This window comes from Streptomyces sp. NPDC091292 (assembly GCF_044757265.1).
GTDB lineage: Bacteria > Actinomycetota > Actinomycetes > Streptomycetales > Streptomycetaceae > Streptomyces.
In genome coordinates, this window is sequence record NZ_JBIVUQ010000003.1 from 487,042 (window position 1) to 503,287 (window position 16,246).

The following is a 16,246-nucleotide window of genomic DNA, read 5'->3' on the forward strand; positions in this document are numbered from 1 at the left end:
GATGACGACTCTGGCCCGCGGCATCGACACCCTCACCCGCGACGCGCTCACCGTCCTCCAGCCCGGATTCACCGGCACCAGCGCCCCCGACTGGCTGCTGCGCCGACTCGGCGAAGGACTCGCGTCCGTCGGACTGTTCGGCCGCAACATCGCCTCACCGGAGCAGGTCTCCGCGCTCACCGCCCAGCTCAGGGCCGAGCGCGACGACGTCCTGGTCGCCATCGACGAGGAGGGCGGCGACGTCACCCGGCTCGAAGTGCGCACCGGCTCCTCGTTCCCCGGCAACCACGCCCTCGGCGCCGTCGACGACACCGACCTGACGCGCGCCGTCGCCCGCGAACTCGGCCGCAGGCTCGCCGAGTGCGGAGTGAACCTCAACTGGGCACCGTCCGCCGACGTCAACTCCAACCCCGGCAACCCGGTCATCGGCGTCCGCTCCTTCGGCGCCGACACCGACCTCGTCGCCCGGCACACCGCCGCCTATGTCGAAGGGCTCCAGGCCGCGGGCGTCGCCGCCTGCACCAAGCACTTCCCCGGGCACGGCGACACGGCCGTCGACTCGCACCACGCGATGCCCCGGATAGACGCGGACACCGAGACGCTGTACGCCCGCGAACTCGCCCCGTTCAGCGCCGCCATCGCCTCCGGTACGCGGGCCGTGATGAGCGCCCACATCCTCGTACCGGCGCTCGATCCGGAGCTGCCCGCCACCCTGTCCCGCCGTATCCTCACCGACCTGCTGCGCGGGACGCTCGGCTTCACCGGGCTCATCGTCACGGACGGCATGGAGATGCAGGCCATCGCCGCGACGTACGGCATCGAGCGGGGCAGCGTCCTCGCCATCGCCGCGGGCGCCGACGCGATCTGCGTGGGCGGCGGACTCGCCGACGACGGCACGGTACTGCGGCTGCGCGACGCCCTCGTCTCGGCGGTACGGGACGGGGAGCTGCCCGAGGAACGGCTCGCCGACGCGGCGGCCCGGGTCCGGTCGCTCGCGGCCTGGACGGCCACGGCGCCGCGGGGGAGTGCGGCGGTCGACGCCGACACGGGGATCGGTCTGGTCGCGGCGCGCCGCGCGTTGCGCGTGACGCGCGTGGACCCGGCCGCCACACCGCTGACCAGCGCACCGTTCGTCGCCGCCCTCACCCCCGTCGCGAACATCGCCGTCGGCGACGAGACCCCGTGGGGTGTCGCCGCCGAGCTGCGCCGGCTGCTCCCCGGCACCGAGACCGCGAGCTTCACGGGTCCGGAGGCGGGCGAGCAGGTCCTGAAGGCGGCCGGTGACCGGCGGATCGTCGCGGTGGTACGTGACGTCCACCGGCACCCGTGGATGGCGGACGCCCTCACCACGCTGCTGGCCGCCCGCCCCGACACGCTGGTGGTCGAGATGGGGGTGCCCCAGTCGGCTCCGCAGGGCGCCGTGCACATCGCCACGCACGGGGCGGCCCGGGTGTGCGGGACGGCGGCGGCGGAGGCTCTGACCAGGTCCTGACCAGGTCCTGACCCGTTCTGTGGCAAGGGCGCCGGGCACCCCACGGGGGGAGTGCCCGGCGCCCTTCGCCGTACTCCGGCTACCGCTTTGCCCGGAGCAGCGCCGCGATCTCGGCGAACCCGCGCCGCTCGGCGTGCTCCAGCGCGGTGACCCCGTCACGGTCCGGCAGCTCCCGCGCCGCCCCGGCCGCCAGCAACAGCTCGACGACCTCCTGATGCGCCCGCCCTCCGTCGCCGAGGATCACCGCCTCCAGCAGAGCCGTCCAGCCGAGTGCGTTGACATGGTCGACGTCGATGTCGGTGGCGCGCAGCACCTCCCGTACGTACGCCACATGCCCCCGCTCGGCGGCCGGGATGACCGAGATGCCGCCGAACCTGTTGCGCAGCGTCAGATCCGGCCCGGCCGGCAGCAGGACGCGCAGCATCTCCACGCTGCCGGTGACCCCCGTGACGAGCCACGCGCTGTCGTCCCGCCGGTCCTGCGCGTCCGGGTCCGCGCCCGCCTCCACGAGGAGCCGGGCGGCGCCGACATGGTCGCCGAGGGCGGCGAGGAGCAGCGGGGTACGGCGCTCCTCGTCACGCGCCTCCACGCGGGCACCGCCGCCGAGCGCGGCCCGCACCCCTTCGGTGTCGCCGGTACGGGCCGCGTCGAGCAGCCGGCCGTCGAGCGCCTTCAGGTCGGACATGGTGGGCTCCCTCGTCTCACGCGGCCGTTCGCCGCTAGCCGCGCCCTTTGGCAAGGGCGGCCACCCCGGCCGCCGCGAACTTCTCGTCCAGGTCGCCCGAGGGCGCCCCGGCCACTCCGACCGCGGCCACCGGCGCGCCCTTGACCTGCACAGGGGCACCGCCCGCCAGGAAGAGTGTGCCGGGAATGTCCTTCAGCGTAGGCGCCCCCTCCAGCCGCTTGACCAGCTCGGACGTGGGGGCGTTCCAGGACACGGCGGTGTACGCCTTCTTCTCGGCCGACGCGAAGGACTGCGGCCCCGCGCCGTCGCCCCGCAGCGTCACCAGAGTGTTGCCGTCACGGTCGACCACGGCGACGGAGACCCGCTGGTTCTCCTTCTTCGCGGCGTCGAGCGCGGCCTGCGCGGCGTCGGTCGCGGCGGCCAGGGTCAGGTGCGTCGACTGCCGGAGGTTCCGGTCGGCGGGGCCGGACTTGGCGGGCGCGGCGGTGGCGGACTCCGGGGTCGAGGCGTTCGCGGCCACCACGCCGAAGCCTCCGGCGCCCAGGACGGCGACGGCGACGGCTCCGGTGAGGACGCGGGTGCGGGGACGGGTGCGGGTGCGGGGGGCCGTCGACTTGAGGGTCTTCATGGTCCTCACGGGATCTCCTTGGCCTGAGCGGAACGCTGGTGGAATCAGGAGCGGGCGGGCCCTTCGCGGCGCCGCCGTCTCGCTCCGCTGCCCATCCTCCGGTCGCCTCCGGGCCCGTACGGTCGGCGTAGCGGCTCGATCCGGCGCGCGCATCGGCGGACGGTCCCGTCAGCCGATCGGTTGATGCGCGCCGCCTGAACCGGGGTGACCATGGAACGGTCCGGCGTCCCGGTCGACGACCATGCACAGGGGTACGACATCCGCAGGGAGTACGAGGTGCAGCACCGCAGTGGGTCCGCGCCCGGCGATCCCGACACCCGGTGGCTCGCCCTCCTGATGCACGCCGCGTTCTTCCTGCTGCTCGGTGCCTCGCTCACCCGTTTCCTGACGAGACATCCGGGCGAGGCCCGCACTCCGTGGATCATCGCCCTGTCGATCACGCTGGCCGTGCTCTATCTCCTCGGACCGGTCTTCGGCTCCCGTCCCACGCCCCGCCCCACGCCCCGCGCGACGATCTGGCTCGGCGTCCTCGTCGCCGTCTGGACGGTCCTGGTGGTCCTGGCGCCGAGCTTCGCGTGGTGCGCGGTACCGCTGTTCTACACAGGGCTGCGGATTCTGCCGCCGCGCGCGGCGCTGGCCCTGGTCACCGTGCTGACGGCGTTCGTCGTCGCCGCCCAACTGCGCCTCGCCGGCGGCTTCGACGCGTACCTCGTGCTGGTCCCGCCCGCCGTGGCGGCCGTCGCGACCGCCGTCTTCCTCCATATGCGGCGCCAGGCCGCGCGGCAGGCCGAGCTGATCGAGGACCTGCTCCGTACCCGGCGTGAACTGGCCGCCACCGAACGCCGCGCGGGCACACTCGCCGAGCGCCAGCGGCTCTCCATGGAGATCCACGACAGCCTCGCGCAGGGCCTGTCCAGTCAGCAGATGCTCCTTCAGGCGGCCGACCGCACCTGGCACAGCGACCCGGACACGGCCCACCGGCACATCCTGACGGCGACGGGCATCGCGGAGCGCAGCCTCGCCGAGGCCCGCCGCTTCGTCCACGACCTGGCCCCGGCCGACCTGGCCGACGGCGGCGGCCTGGAGGCGGCGCTGCGCACGCTCGCCACGCGCGAGACGGCCCAGGCGGAGGGCGGGCTGACGGTCCGCGTCCATGTCGAGGGCGCCGCCGAGGGCACGGCGTACGGGGACCTGCCGGACCGGGCGCGGTCGGCGCTGCTGAGGATCGCGCAGGGGGCGCTCGCGAATGTCACCGAACACGCCGGAGCGACCACCGCCACGCTGACCCTGACGCATCTGGACGACCGGGTCGTCCTCGACATCGCCGACGACGGCCACGGCTTCACCCCGCCCGACGAGGAGTCCCGCCCGGCCCCGGGCGCGCGTGGCGTACGCGGCCACGGCCTCCCGGCGATGCGCGCCCGGGTACGCCAGCTCGGCGGCACGCTCACGGTCGAGTCGGCGCCCGGCGAGGGCACGGTCGTATCGGCGACGGTCCCGCTGCCCCCGCCCCAGACCCCGAACACGCCCCCACCGCACACCCCGTACCCGCCCCCGGAGGCCCCCTCGTGACCACCCCGCCCCCGCCCGCCCGCGTGCGGATCCTGCTCTGCGACGACCACACCGTCGTACGGGCCGGACTGCTCGCCCTGATCGGCAGCGAGCCGGACATCGAGGTCGTCGGTGAGGCGGGCAGCGGCGCGGAGGCCGTCGCCCAGGCGGCCCGGCTGACCCCGGACGTCGTCCTGATGGACCTCCAGCTCGGCGCGGGCATCGACGGCGTGGAGGCCACCCGCCGGATCGTGGCCGACGGCACCGCCCGGGTCCTGGTGCTCACCACGTACGACACGGACGCCGACATCACCCGCGCCATCGAGGCGGGCGCCACGGGCTATCTGCTGAAGGCCGAGCGCCCGGAGGAGCTGTTCGCCGCGATCCACGCGGCGGCCGAGGGGCGTACGGCGCTCTCGGCGCCGGTCGCCGGGCGGGTGATGGCCAGAATGCGCCGCCCGCAGCCGACCCTCACCGACCGGGAACGGGACATTCTCGGCCAGCTCTCACGGGGGCTCGGCAACCGTGACATCGCCCGCGCCCTGTCCATCAGCGAGGCGACGGTGAAGACCCATCTGGGCCGTATCTACGACAAACTCGGCGTCGACACCCGGGCGGGCGCGGTGGCCGTGGCGAAGGAACAGCGCCTGCTCCCCTGACCGCCGGTCGGCCACCCGCGCCCCCGTGAGGGCTAAATCCCCTGCCACGAAGGCTTGTTGGCGAAGGTGTACCGGAAGTAGTCGCCGAGCTTCAGCTTCGAAGCGGCCCCCTCGTCCACGACGACCGTGGCGTGCGGATGGAGCTGGAGCGCGGACGCGGGACACACCGAGGCGACCGGCCCCTCGACGCTCGCCGCGACCGCGTCGGCCTTGCCCTCGCCCGAGGCGAGCAGCACGAGATGCCGGGCCTCCAGGATCGTCCCGATGCCCTGGGTGATCACATGGTGCGGCACCTGCGTGATGTCGTCGTCGAAGAACCGCGCGTTGTCGACACGGGTCTGCTCGGTGAGCGTCTTGATCCGGGTGCGCGAGGCGAGCGAGGAGCACGGCTCGTTGAACCCGATGTGCCCGTCGGTCCCGATCCCGAGGAGCTGAAGGTCCACCCCTCCGGCGCCGGCGAGCGCGGCGTCGTACGCCTGGCAGGCCGCCACGATGTCGGACGCGGCACCGTCCGGCCCCATGAACGCCTCCTCACCGATCCCGAGCGGCGCCAGCACCTCGCGCCGGAGCACGGACCGGTAGGACTCCGGGTGGTCGGCGGGCAGCCCCACGTACTCGTCGAGCTGCGCTATCCGCGCCCGCGACACCTCCACGGCACCGGCCCTGACCTTGGCCGTCAGCGCCTCGTAGACGGGCAGCGGGGTCGATCCGGTGGCGACACCGAGCACCGCGTCGGGCTTGCGGCGGAGCAGCTCGGCCATGGCCTCGGCGACGAGTTCGCCGCCTGCCTTGGCGTCCGGGACGATCACAACTTCCACGCTGGGCCTGCCGATCTGGAGACGGGACGGGAGGAGGAGCTACGCGGGGGCACCTGCGGTACACGCGTCGGACACCTGTCCGACATGTGGTATAGACCAATCTAGCAGAGCGCCTCTCGAACGGGACCTTCGGGACCCCGGTATCCCTGGAAGCCGATATCCCCGGTATCCGCGACCCCGGACGGGCGCACAGCGGCGCGGGAGGGTGGAATGGACCCGGCGAAGGCCCGCCAGACGCGACGGCGACCCAGGAGGAACCGCATGACCGCCACCACCCCCGACCCGCAGAGCGAGTGGCCGGGCCGGATCATGTCGCAGGAGATGGCCGAGCAGCCCGTGGTGCTGCGCCGCATCCTGGACACCGGCGCTCCTCGCATCCGCGCGGTCGCCGAGCAGGTCGCCGCGCGCGCACCCCGTTTCGTGCTGCTGACGGCGCGCGGCACCTCCGACAACGCCGCGCTGTACGCCAAGTACCTCCTGGAGATCCGCCTCGGCCTGCCCTGCGGGCTGACGTCGATGTCCACGACCACGGCGTACGGCGCCCGCCCCGACCTGCGGGACGTCCTGGTGATCACGGTCAGCCAGTCCGGTGGCTCGCCCGACCTGGTGGCCTCGACCCGGGCGGCCCGCGACGCCGGCGCGATCACGGTCGCCGTCACCAACAACCCGGACTCCCCGCTCGCGGCCGTGTCCGAGTACCACATCGACATCATGGCGGGCCCCGAGAAGGCGCTGCCCGCCACCAAGACGTACACGGCGTCGCTGCTCGCCCTCTACCTCTTCGTGGAGGGCCTGGCGGGCGGCGACGGCGGCGCGGCGATGGCGCTGCCCGAACTGGCGGCCCGGCTCCTGGGGCGCCAGGACGAGATCAGGGCGCTCGCCGCCCGCTACCGCTTCGCCGAGCGCATGGTCATCACCTCGCGCGGCTACGGCTACCCGACCGCGAAGGAGGCCGCCCTGAAGCTGATGGAGACCAGCTACATCCCGGCCCTGTCGTACTCGGGCGCCGACCTCCTGCACGGTCCGCTCGCCATGGTCGACAACATCTCGCCGGTGATCGCCGTCGTCACGGCGGGCAAGGGCGGCGAAGCCCTGCAACCGGTGCTCGACCGGCTGCGCGGACGCGGCGCCGACCTCGTCGTGATCGGCCCCCGCGCCCAGGTCGACCAGGCGTCGGCGGGCTTCGTCCTGCCGACGGACGACGTCGCCGAGGAGGTCCAGCCGATCCTGGAGATCATCCCGCTCCAGCTTTTGGCGTACGAGGTCACCATCGCCCGAGGTCAGGACCCGGACGCCCCACGCGCCCTCGCCAAGGTAACGGAGACCCACTGACGGCGCCGTTTCAACAAGTTCGGCCAACGCATGGACACGGAGAATGGTCTAGTCCACAATGTCAAGCGTTGGGCTTCCCCGGGTCGCTCCCGGGGACACGGCTCCGTCCTCCCCGCACAGGAGGACGGTCCGAGGAACCGGCGCTCTCTGCCCTGACTGCTCCGGCTCCTCCCCTCGGCCGACCGGGACCGCACACCCCGAGGCCGATGCAACTCCGGGCTGCGGTGCCGGGCAGGGTTGAGGGTCCCTCCCAGGCGCCGCGGCCCGCGGGTACGCTCGGCAGCGTGCCCTCCATGAACGATCTCGTACGCCAGCACACCGCTCTCTCGGACACCGATCTGGAGTGGCTGCATCTGCTGGTGTCGGAGTGGCAGTTGCTCTCCGACCTCTCCTTCGCCGATCTGGTCCTCTGGGTCCCCACGCGCGACGGCACCCGCTTCGTGTCCGTCGCCCAGATGCGCCCCAACACCGGACCCACCTCGTACCAGGACGACATGGTCGGCCATCTCGTGCCGCGCGGCCGGCGCCCCATGCTGGACATCGCGCACGACGAGGGCCGGATCGTGCGCGAGGGCGACCCGGAGTGGCGCGAGGAGGTGCCGGTCCGGGTCGAGTCCATCCCGGTGCGCCGGGACGGCCGGGTCCTCGGGGTCATCGCACGCAACACCAACCTGCTGACGGTCCGTACGCCGTCCCGGCTCGAACTCACGTACTTGCAGAGCGCGTCCGATCTGGCGCAGATGATCGCGGCCGGTTCGTTCCCGTTCCCGGACCAGCAGGTCGACATGGACGCCTCGCCGCGGGTGGGGGACGGGCTGATCCGGCTCGACGCGGACGGGGTCGTCCAGTACGCCTCGCCGAACGCCCTGTCGGCGTACCACCGGCTCGGTCTCGCCGCCGACCTGGTCGGACACCACCTGGGCGTGACGACGGCCGAACTGGCGCCCTCGCGCGGGCCCGTGGACGAGGCCCTGGCGAAGGTGGCCAGCGGGTGGGCGCCGCGCGAGTTCGAGATCGAGGGCAATGACGGGGTGATCCAGCTCCGGGCGATCCCGCTGAAGCCGAAGGGGACCCGGATCGGTTCGCTGGTGCTGCTGCGGGACGTGACGGAACTGCGGCGCCGCGAAAGGGAGTTGATCACCAAGGACGCCACCATCCGGGAGATCCACCACCGGGTGAAGAACAACCTCCAGACGGTCGCCGCGCTGCTGCGGCTCCAGGCCCGCCGCATCGAGTCGGAGCGGGGCAGGGAGGCGCTGGAGGAGGCGGTACGGCGGGTCGGCTCCATCGCCATCGTCCATGAGACGTTGTCCCAGACTCTGGACGAGCGCGTGGAGTTCGACGAGATCGCCGACCGGGTCCTTGCGATGGTGGCGGAGATCTCGCCGGGCAAGGTCGCGGGCCGGCGCATCGGGCGCTTCGGCATCCTGGACGCCGAGGTCGCGACCCCGCTGTCGATGGTCCTCACGGAGATCCTCCAGAACGCCCTGGAGCACGGCTTCGGCCCCGGTGACACCGGCACCGTGGAGGTGTCGGCCGTGCGCGGTGGCACGAGTCAGGCGACCCGGCTCCTTGTCACCGTCACGGACGACGGTGTCGGTCTGCCGGAGGGCTTCGACGCGCACCGCTCGGGGAATCTGGGTCTCCAGATCGTCCGGACGCTGGTGGAGGGCGAGTTGGGCGGCACCTTCGACATGGTCAGGGCGCCGGAGCGGGGGACACAGGTCGTCCTGGACCTGCCGGTCCGCGCCGACAAGTAGCCACCGGTACGGGAGCCTCGGGGGCGTCGACCCGCCTTCCCCGGCCGGGAGTTGAGGGCACGGCGAAGAGCCCCGGACCTGGTGGTCCGGGGCTCTTCGTTCACTCCGCTGAGCACTTCGGGGGTACTGCGCGCTGCGGCTCGGGGGCGGGAAGATGCGTACTCGCTGTACGCGCCGCCGGGCTCAGGCTGTGGGGCGGAGGCGTCAGGCGGTGGCCTGGCGCGCCCGGTTGCGGGCGGCGCGACGCTTCATCGCGCGGCGCTCGTCCTCGCTGAGGCCACCCCAGACGCCGGAGTCCTGACCGGACTCAAGCGCCCACTGCAAGCACTGCTCGACAACCGGGCAGCGGCGGCAGACGGCCTTGGCTTCCTCGATCTGCAGCAGCGCAGGACCAGTGTTGCCGATGGGGAAGAACAGCTCGGGGTCTTCCTCGCGGCAAACGGCGTTGTGACGCCAGTCCATGGCTGCTACCTCTCTTGGTGTTACATCGGGATTGCTTGTGAATGTGAACGCTTTCACGAATCCCTCAACAAGTGAAGGGCCTACACCCAGATCTCTCTGGGGTGGTCCTGTGGATTGAGGAGGGGTTCGGGCTCTCCGTGGGGGCCGATGTCGCGGGCCGTCCCGAGCGCCACATAGAGATTCGCAAACCTCGGCTGCGGATACAACCCCTTCTGGAAAGTTTTTTTTGATTCCTCGGTGTCGACTAGGTCACAGCCGTACTTCCATGGGGTGGACCCTTGCCTAAACGTTCGAGTGAAAGGACTTTTGCCCCTTCCGCTCACACAATCACACGCAGTGCACGGCGTACGCCTGTGAACGTCACGCTCTTGCGCAGTCCGAGGTGGTCGCCGTCCATCTGGAGGGGGAGCGGAACCTTCGAATGCAAGGTGAAGTCACTCAGGTCGTGCAGGGCCAAGGCATGCTTCCCATGGGGTCCCCGCTCGGGGGACGAAGTGAGCAATTGTGTGGCATACCGGGCGACTGCGGGGGTCGAGAGCTTCTTCAGCCCGAGCACGTCGAGGCCGGAATCGAACGAAGCGCGGGGCGAGGCGTAGACCGGCCGGTTTCCCAGGTAGGTCCAGGGTGCGGTATTGCAGATTATGGACAGGACCAGATCCTCCACCGGGTCCTCACCCGGCCGTTCCAAAGTGATCGCACCGTGCCGGCGGTTCGGTTCGTCGAGGAACTGCCGCATCACCTGACGTACATACAGGGCATGTGTCGAACGTTTGCCCCGTTCCCGCTGTTGCTCCACCCGGCCTACTACGCCCGCGTCGAATCCGAGGCCCGCGCAGAACGTGAACCAGCGCGAGGGCACCGATTCGTCGTCGGTGCCCGGGGTTCCGGCCGCGAATCCGAGGCCGACCGTGCGTTCGCGTCCCTCACGCAGCGCGTCAAGGAGGGCGCCGGTCGCTTCCACTGCGTCGTTCGGCAGTCCGAGCGCCCGTGCGAAGACATTGGTCGAGCCGCCGGGGACCACGGCGAGCCGGGGGCGTCGCTCCGGGTCGGGGCCCTGGTGCAGCAGGCCGTTCACGACCTCGTTGACCGTGCCGTCGCCGCCGAGTGCGACGACCAGCTCGACGTCGTCACTCTCCGCCGCCTGCCAGGCGAGGTCCCGGGCGTGGCCGCGGTACTCGGTCGTGACCACTTCGAGCTTCATCTCGCTGGCCAGTGCGTGGATCAGGACGTCACGCGTACGCGCACTCGTGGTGGTTGCTGCCGGATTGACCACGAGGAGAGCGCGCATGCGATGCAGAGTACCTACCGGGCGGTACCGATCCCAGCCCTGGGTAAGGGCACGGTAGGAAGCGGGTAGGGATCCGGGCGGCTCCCGGTGACAGGGCGAGGGCTACCCTGCTGGGGTGACTTCCGACCGGACCCCCGCCCCCGCAGAGACCGCACAGACCGCTCAGTCCGCCCAGAACACAGCATCGGACGCCCCCGAGGGCCCGCGCCCCGGTCGGCTGACGGCCGCCGCCGCGCTCGCCGCCCTGGAGGGCCTGGCGCTCGCCGCGGCCGGTGTCTACATGCTGGTGATGGGCCTCGCGGGCAACCCGGACAACGCCCAGCAGGCGGAGACCGGCGGGGTGACGCTCATCGTGCTTGCGCTGCTGCCGCTGCTCGCCGCGCGCGGACTGCTGAAGCGGCGGAGCTGGAGCCGGGGCCCCGCGATCATCACGCAGATCATGGCGCTGCCCGTGGCGTGGACGCTGCTCCAGGCGGACAGCATGCTCATCCCCGGCGGGATCGCCCTGGCGGTGGTCGCCGTGACGGCCCTGGTCCTGCTGGTCAATCCGACGACCACCGAGGCGCTGGGCATCCGCGGACCGGGCAGCGACCCGAAGCCGTAACCGGAACCCCCGCCTCGCTCCTCCACGGCCGGCTCTACTCCTCCACGAGCAGCTTCTCGCGCAGTTGTGCGAGCGTCCGCGCCAGCAGCCGGGACACATGCATCTGCGAGATGCCGACCTCCTGCGCGATCTGCGACTGCGTCATGTTCCCGAAGAACCGCAGCAGCAGAATCCGCTTCTCCCGGGGCGGCAGATCCTCCAGGAGCGGCTTCAGGGACTCGCGGTACTCGACGCCTTCCAGCGCCTCGTCCTCCGCGCCGAGGGTGTCCGCGACGGCCGGTGACTCGTCGTCCGTGTCGGGGACGTCCAGGGACAGCGTCGAGTAGGCGTTCGCCGACTCCAGGCCCTCCAGGACCTCCTCCTCGGAGATCGCCAGCTTCTCGGCGAGTTCGTGGACCGTGGGGGAGCGGCCGTGCTGCTGCGACAGCTCGGCCGTCGCCGTGGTCAGCGCGAGCCGCAGCTCCTGGAGCCGGCGCGGCACCCGTACCGCCCAGCCCTTGTCCCGGAAGTGCCGTTTGATCTCGCCGACGACGGTCGGAGTCGCGTACGTGGAGAACTCGACCCCGCGCTCCGGGTCGAAGCGGTCCACGGACTTGATCAGACCGATGGTGGCGACCTGGGTCAGATCGTCCAGCGGCTCACCGCGGTTACGGAAACGGCGGGCCAGATGCTCCACGAGCGGGAGGTGCATCCGGACGAGCTGGTTGCGCAGCTCCGCGTACTCCGTGCTGCCGTCGGGCAGTTTGCGCAGCTCGACGAACATCGCCCGCGCGGCCGTCCGGTCCGGCCCGCCGCGCTGACGCTCGGGCACGACCAGGTCCTCGGGCACGTCGGCCACGTCGGACGCGCCGGGTACGTCGGCGTGTTCGGGCTCGTCACCGTGCCCGGACGCGTCCGCCTGCCCCGGCACGGCACCGCCCGTCCGGGTGTCCGGCGTGCCCTGGCCGTCCCGCGCGCCCGCTTCGGGGCCGCCGGACCGCTGCTCCGCCCGCTCGCCGGATCGCTCGTGCTCAGTCATGTATCCCGCCCTCCCCCAGCCACCGCTGGGAGGTGCCCCCGGCCCGTCGCCCCGGCCGGACGCCGTCTCGCGTCCGTGCCCGGGGTTCCTCGGCTCACTCGGCTCTGCCTGCTCCGACGCTTCGGCCGCACCGGCCGCTTCCCCGGAGGTGTCCTCGGGGTGCGGCCTGGCCTGCTGTCCGGGGATGCCGCGGGGTGTGCGTCGTGAACCGCCCCGGCCTTCGGTGCCGTCGGCGGGAAGATGTGGTGTGCCGCGGTTGCCGCGCTCTTCGTCCCGCACCGGCCCTTCCCCGTTCCTCACGCCGGCCCGGGTCCCGCGCCGCGCTGTTTGTAGAGGCTGATCGAGACGGTCTTGTCCTCGGCGACGGTGGAGTCGACCTTGCCGGCGAGGGCCGACAGGACGGTCCAGGCGAAGGTGTCCCGCTCGGGTGCGCGGCCGTCGGTGGTCGGGGCCGCGACCGTGACTTCGAGTGAGTCGTCGACGAGCCGGAAGACGCAGCTGAGCACCGACCCCGGAACGGCTTGCTGGAGCAGGATCGCGCATGCCTCGTCCACCGCGATGCGGAGGTCCTCGATCTCGTCGAGGGTGAAGTCCAAACGCGCCGCGAGTCCGGCCGTGGCCGTCCGCAGCACCGACAGGTAGGCACCCGCAGCGGGCAGCCGGACTTCCACGAAGTCCTGGGTCCCGGGCTCGCCTGCGATCTGGGACACCCTCACCTCCAAGGTGGTACATGCTCTTTCGGGGCCCCGGGGGTCGTCCCCCGGGTAACGCGAAACATGGTTCAGCGGTGACGCTATCGCGCTCACGACGGGCCTGTCCCGGGGGCCCCGCCCCTCGCTGTCACTCATCGTATGCCCATGAGTACGGACGGTGGCCAGGGGTCTGCGGGTCCCTACCGGAAGTCCGCGCGCCGGGATGACGTACCCAGGCACTGTAAGGCCGAACCGTCCTGATCGCGGCGGCCGGACGAAAGCCCGCGGCGCCTCCGGGCCGGTGGCCCTCAGACCAGCACCGTGTCCGCGAAGCACCAGCGCCAACTCTCGCCGGGCTCGAACGTCCGCATGATCGGATGTCCGGTGTCCTTGAAGTGCCCCGTCGCGTGCCGCAGCGGCGACGAGTCGCAGCAGCCGACGTGCCCGCACTCCAGGCACATCCGCAGCTGTACGGGGTGGGTGCCCGCGGCCACGCATTCGAGGCAGGTGTCGCTCTGCGCGGTGGGCTCGGGTTCCGGAAGCACGAAGACGTGCGAGCACTCCTTCATGATGGCCAGGTTACGTCCGCGCGCGACGCTCCGTCGGTCGACGGAGCACGACGAGATACAGGAGGGCGGGTCCCATGGACGCGCTGTCACTGGTGGCACTGATCGCGGCGAGCGCCGCCGTGGCCGGTGCCGCGCGCAGGACCCCCGTACCCGCCCCGCTGCTGCTGGTCGCGGTCGGCCTGATCGCGTCGTACATCCCCGGGGTTCCGCAGTACACGCTCGACCCGCACATCGTGCTGCCGCTGATCCTGCCGCCGCTGCTCCAGACGGCCGCCATGGAGAGTTCGTACCTCGATCTGCGCGCGAACATCCGGCCGGTGGCGCTGCTGTCCGTCGGGTACGTGCTGTTCGCGACCGTCGCCGTCGGCTGGCTCGCGTATCTGATCATCCCGGGGCTGCCGCTGACCGCCGCGCTCGTGCTCGGTGCGGTGATCGCGCCGCCGGACGCCGTGGCCGCGACCGCCATCGCCCGCCGTTCGGGGCTGCCGTCGCGGATCACCACCATCCTTCAGGGTGAGTCGCTGGTGAACGACGCGACCGCGATCACCGCGTACAAGGTCGCCCTGGCCGCCGCGATCGGTGAGGGCGCGAGCTGGGCGGGCGGTATCCGGGAGTTCCTGGTGGCGGCGCTCGGCGGGGTCGGCATGGGGCTGCTCCTCATGGTGCCGATCCACTGGCTGCGCACCCACCTGAAGGAGGCGCTGCTCCAGAACACGCTGTCGCTGCTCGTGCCGTTCGCCGCGTATGCCGCCGCCGAGCAGGTCGGGGCGTCCGGTGTGCTCGCCGTGGTCGTCGTCGCCCTCTACCTCGGTCACCGCTCCTGGCAGGTCGATTTCGAGACGAGACTCCAGGAGGCCGCTGTCTGGAAGATGGTGTCCTTCATCCTGGAGTCGTCGGTGTTCGCCCTGATCGGCCTGCAACTGCCGGTCGTCCTCAAGGGGCTGGGGGCCTACGGCGGGACGGATGTCATCTGGTACGCCATCGCCCTGTTCGTGATCGTGGTGGCGGTCCGTTTCGTGTGGTCGTATCCGGCCACCTATCTGCCGCTGTGGATGTCCAGACGGATCAGGGAGCGCGAGGGGATCGTGGACTGGCGGCGGCCCCTCGTCATCAGTTGGGCGGGCATGCGGGGCGTGGTGTCGCTGGCCGTCGCCTTCTCGATCCCGCTCACCCTGCACGACGGCACGGACTTCCCCGCCCGCAACCTGGTGCTCTTCCTGACCTTCACGACCGTCATCGGGACCCTCGTCGTGCAGGGGCTTTCGCTGCCCGGTCTGATCCGGCTGCTGAAGATGCCGGGGCGCGACCCGCAGGCCGAGACCCTTGCCGAGGCGCAGGCCCAGGCCGCCGCGTCCCGGGCCGCCGACCAGCGCCTGGACGAACTCCTCCAGGACGAGCGCAACGCCTTGCCCGAACCGCTCGTGGACCGGCTCAAGAACGTCCTGGAGCGGCGCCGCAACGCCGTCTGGGAGCGGCTGGGGCAGTCGAACCCGGTGACCGGGGAGTCCGCCGACGACACCTACCGCAGGCTCACGCGGGAGATGATCGCGTCCGAGCGTGAGGTGTTCGTCCGGCTGCGGGACGCCCGGGTCATCGACGACGAGCTGATGCGGACGCTGTTGCGCCGGCTGGATCTGGAGGAGGCGGCTGCCTATCGCGAGGAGTCGGCCTGACCGGTGACCGTCTCTCCGGCGGCCGTGGGGAAGGGGCGGCCGGTGATGACGGCGGCCAGCCGGGTGCCGGGGGCGAAGGCTCCCTCCTCGGTGAGCGTGAGGAGTGCCTTGAGCATTTTGGCGACATAGAGACGTTCCACGGGCAGTCCGTGGCGCTGCTCGAAGTCGTCGGCGAACGCGTCCAGGGCGGGATCCGTACGGCCGTAGCCACCGCCGTGGAACCGGTCGTCCAGCCACCAGTCGCCGCGCCGACCGCCGAACGCCGCCTGTTGCAGGGCCCGTATCTCCTCGCCGAGGAAGCCGCCCGCGACCACGGGGACACCGAGGGCGCGCTGACCGGGGCCGAGGCCAGCGGCGAGTCCGGCGAGGGTGCCTCCGGTGCCGACGGCGACCGCGGCCACGTCTACGGCGGGGACGGTCGGGTCGGTGGGGGCGGTGGGGCCGGAGCCGTCGGTGTCCACCGTGTCCACGGCGTCGCGTAGTTCGGCGCCGAGCGCCGTGCAGCCCCGTACCGCGAGGATGTTGCTGCCGCCTTCCGGGACGGCGTACGCGTCCTCGGCGCCGACCCGGCGCAGCAGCCCGGCCAGTACCTCAGGCTCGTTCTTGCGGCGATACGTCGATCTATCGACGAAACAGAGCCGCATCCCGTCGGCCACGCACCGCGCGAGTGAAGGGTTGAGCGGGCGTCCGGCCAGTTCGTCACCCCGGACGACGCCGATCGTGGGCACGCCGAGCAGCCGTCCGGCGGCGGCCGTGGCCCGCAGGTGGTTCGAGTAGGCCCCGCCGAACGTGACGAGCGCGCGGCCCTGGGCGGCGGCGAGGTTGGGGGCGAGCTTGCGCCACTTGTTGCCGCCGATGTCCGGGTGGATGAGGTCGTCCCGCTTGAGCACGAGCCGGACCCCGCGCGCGGTCCACCGGGGATCGTCCACGGGGTGCAGGGGCGAGGGCAGCCGGGGGTGGAGTGTGCTCACCGCCCCATTGAAACCCCGCTGCGGCCGGCACCGCACACCTACCC

Annotated in this window: 16 protein-coding genes; 7 read left to right on the forward strand and 9 right to left on the reverse strand. The window is 71.9% G+C overall.

From position 1 onward, the window contains the following. Position 1: 1 nt before the first annotated feature. Complete coding sequence (locus ACIQNU_RS13500) at positions 2–1,492, forward strand: glycoside hydrolase family 3 protein (protein WP_401365391.1); 1,491 nt, start codon at positions 2–4, stop codon at positions 1,490–1,492. A gap of 79 nt (positions 1,493–1,571) precedes the next feature. Here ACIQNU_RS13500 and ACIQNU_RS13505 read toward each other — a convergent pair whose 3' ends face one another. Together ACIQNU_RS13505 and ACIQNU_RS13510 are read right to left on the reverse strand one after the other, a co-directional pair. Beyond that, a complete protein-coding gene (locus ACIQNU_RS13505) occupies positions 1,572–2,168 on the reverse strand; it encodes an ankyrin repeat domain-containing protein (RefSeq protein WP_401365641.1) in 597 nt (198 codons plus the stop codon). Between the two features lie 43 nt (positions 2,169–2,211). After that, a complete protein-coding gene (locus ACIQNU_RS13510) occupies positions 2,212–2,805 on the reverse strand; it encodes a heme-binding protein (RefSeq protein WP_401365643.1) in 594 nt (197 codons plus the stop codon). A 210-nt stretch (positions 2,806–3,015) separates the two neighbouring features. Between ACIQNU_RS13510 and ACIQNU_RS13515 the strand changes: the two genes are divergently transcribed. Together ACIQNU_RS13515 and ACIQNU_RS13520 are read left to right on the forward strand one after the other, a co-directional pair. Then, entirely contained in the window at positions 3,016–4,377 is a 1,362-nt protein-coding gene (locus ACIQNU_RS13515; RefSeq protein WP_401365394.1) for a histidine kinase, read from the forward strand. Then, entirely contained in the window at positions 4,374–5,015 is a 642-nt protein-coding gene (locus tag ACIQNU_RS13520; RefSeq protein WP_401365396.1) for a response regulator, read from the forward strand. Before ACIQNU_RS13515 ends, ACIQNU_RS13520 begins: the two co-directional genes overlap by 4 nt. Positions 5,016–5,047: 32 nt before the next feature. On the opposite strand, the gene nagB is transcribed toward ACIQNU_RS13520, so the two are convergent. Next, complete coding sequence (gene nagB / locus ACIQNU_RS13525; protein WP_401365398.1) at positions 5,048–5,833, reverse strand: glucosamine-6-phosphate deaminase; 786 nt, start codon at positions 5,831–5,833, stop codon at positions 5,048–5,050. Positions 5,834–6,094: 261 nt separating this feature from the next. Here nagB and ACIQNU_RS13530 point away from each other — a divergent pair, with 261 nt between their 5' ends. Beyond that, positions 6,095–7,165: an SIS domain-containing protein gene (locus ACIQNU_RS13530; protein WP_401365401.1), complete on the forward strand. Its 1,071-nt coding sequence runs from the start codon at positions 6,095–6,097 to the stop codon at positions 7,163–7,165. Positions 7,166–7,458: 293 nt separating this feature from the next. Beyond that, entirely contained in the window at positions 7,459–8,925 is a 1,467-nt protein-coding gene (locus tag ACIQNU_RS13535) for a sensor histidine kinase (RefSeq protein WP_401365645.1), read from the forward strand. Positions 8,926–9,129: 204 nt separating this feature from the next. Here the strand turns inward: ACIQNU_RS13535 and ACIQNU_RS13540 are convergent, their stop codons facing one another. Together ACIQNU_RS13540 and ACIQNU_RS13545 are read right to left on the reverse strand one after the other, a co-directional pair. After that, complete coding sequence (locus tag ACIQNU_RS13540; protein WP_043443760.1) at positions 9,130–9,387, reverse strand: WhiB family transcriptional regulator; 258 nt, start codon at positions 9,385–9,387, stop codon at positions 9,130–9,132. Positions 9,388–9,706: 319 nt separating this feature from the next. After that, positions 9,707–10,675 carry a diacylglycerol/lipid kinase family protein gene (locus ACIQNU_RS13545; protein WP_401365405.1) on the reverse strand — a complete coding sequence of 323 codons (969 nt, stop codon included), beginning with the start codon at positions 10,673–10,675 and terminating at the stop codon, positions 9,707–9,709. Between the two features lie 115 nt (positions 10,676–10,790). On the opposite strand from ACIQNU_RS13545, the gene ACIQNU_RS13550 reads away from it, so the two are divergent. Continuing rightward, positions 10,791–11,279, forward strand: coding sequence for a hypothetical protein (locus ACIQNU_RS13550; protein ID WP_401365407.1), 489 nt, complete (start codon positions 10,791–10,793; stop codon positions 11,277–11,279). A 34-nt stretch (positions 11,280–11,313) separates the two neighbouring features. Here the strand turns inward: ACIQNU_RS13550 and ACIQNU_RS13555 are convergent, their stop codons facing one another. From ACIQNU_RS13555 to ACIQNU_RS13565, 3 genes are all read right to left on the reverse strand, one after another. Then, a complete protein-coding gene (locus ACIQNU_RS13555; RefSeq protein WP_401365410.1) occupies positions 11,314–12,597 on the reverse strand; it encodes a SigB/SigF/SigG family RNA polymerase sigma factor in 1,284 nt (427 codons plus the stop codon). Next, positions 12,594–13,007 carry an anti-sigma regulatory factor gene (locus tag ACIQNU_RS13560; protein WP_389894829.1) on the reverse strand — a complete coding sequence of 138 codons (414 nt, stop codon included), beginning with the start codon at positions 13,005–13,007 and terminating at the stop codon, positions 12,594–12,596. The genes ACIQNU_RS13555 and ACIQNU_RS13560 overlap by 4 nt, the downstream gene beginning before the upstream one ends. Positions 13,008–13,297: 290 nt before the next feature. Then, complete coding sequence (locus ACIQNU_RS13565; protein ID WP_401365413.1) at positions 13,298–13,558, reverse strand: UBP-type zinc finger domain-containing protein; 261 nt, start codon at positions 13,556–13,558, stop codon at positions 13,298–13,300. A 74-nt stretch (positions 13,559–13,632) separates the two neighbouring features. On the opposite strand from ACIQNU_RS13565, the gene ACIQNU_RS13570 reads away from it, so the two are divergent. After that, positions 13,633–15,231 (forward strand): Na+/H+ antiporter, encoded by a 1,599-nt coding sequence (locus ACIQNU_RS13570; RefSeq protein ID WP_401365415.1) that lies wholly within the window; start codon positions 13,633–13,635, stop codon positions 15,229–15,231. Here the strand turns inward: ACIQNU_RS13570 and ACIQNU_RS13575 are convergent. Further along, positions 15,210–16,202: a 1-aminocyclopropane-1-carboxylate deaminase/D-cysteine desulfhydrase gene (locus tag ACIQNU_RS13575; RefSeq protein ID WP_401365417.1), complete on the reverse strand. Its 993-nt coding sequence runs from the start codon at positions 16,200–16,202 to the stop codon at positions 15,210–15,212. The two genes, ACIQNU_RS13570 and ACIQNU_RS13575, sit on opposite strands and share 22 nt — an antisense overlap. Positions 16,203–16,246 lie beyond the last annotated feature (44 nt).

Bases quoted from the DNA above. Each gene is read 5' to 3' on its own strand.
- ACIQNU_RS13500 (WP_401365391.1), top strand. From the start codon at position 2: ATGACGACTCTGGCCCGCGGCATCGACACCCTCACCCGCGACGCGCTC.
- ACIQNU_RS13510 (WP_401365643.1), bottom strand. From the start codon at position 2,805: ATGAAGACCCTCAAGTCGACGGCCCCCCGCACCCGCACCCGTCCCCGC.
- ACIQNU_RS13515 (WP_401365394.1), top strand. From the start codon at position 3,016: ATGGAACGGTCCGGCGTCCCGGTCGACGACCATGCACAGGGGTACGAC.
- ACIQNU_RS13530 (WP_401365401.1), top strand. From the start codon at position 6,095: ATGACCGCCACCACCCCCGACCCGCAGAGCGAGTGGCCGGGCCGGATC.
- ACIQNU_RS13535 (WP_401365645.1), top strand. From the start codon at position 7,459: ATGAACGATCTCGTACGCCAGCACACCGCTCTCTCGGACACCGATCTG.
- ACIQNU_RS13540 (WP_043443760.1), bottom strand. From the start codon at position 9,387: ATGGACTGGCGTCACAACGCCGTTTGCCGCGAGGAAGACCCCGAGCTG.
- ACIQNU_RS13545 (WP_401365405.1), bottom strand. From the start codon at position 10,675: ATGCGCGCTCTCCTCGTGGTCAATCCGGCAGCAACCACCACGAGTGCG.
- ACIQNU_RS13565 (WP_401365413.1), bottom strand. From the start codon at position 13,558: ATGAAGGAGTGCTCGCACGTCTTCGTGCTTCCGGAACCCGAGCCCACC.
- ACIQNU_RS13570 (WP_401365415.1), top strand. From the start codon at position 13,633: ATGGACGCGCTGTCACTGGTGGCACTGATCGCGGCGAGCGCCGCCGTG.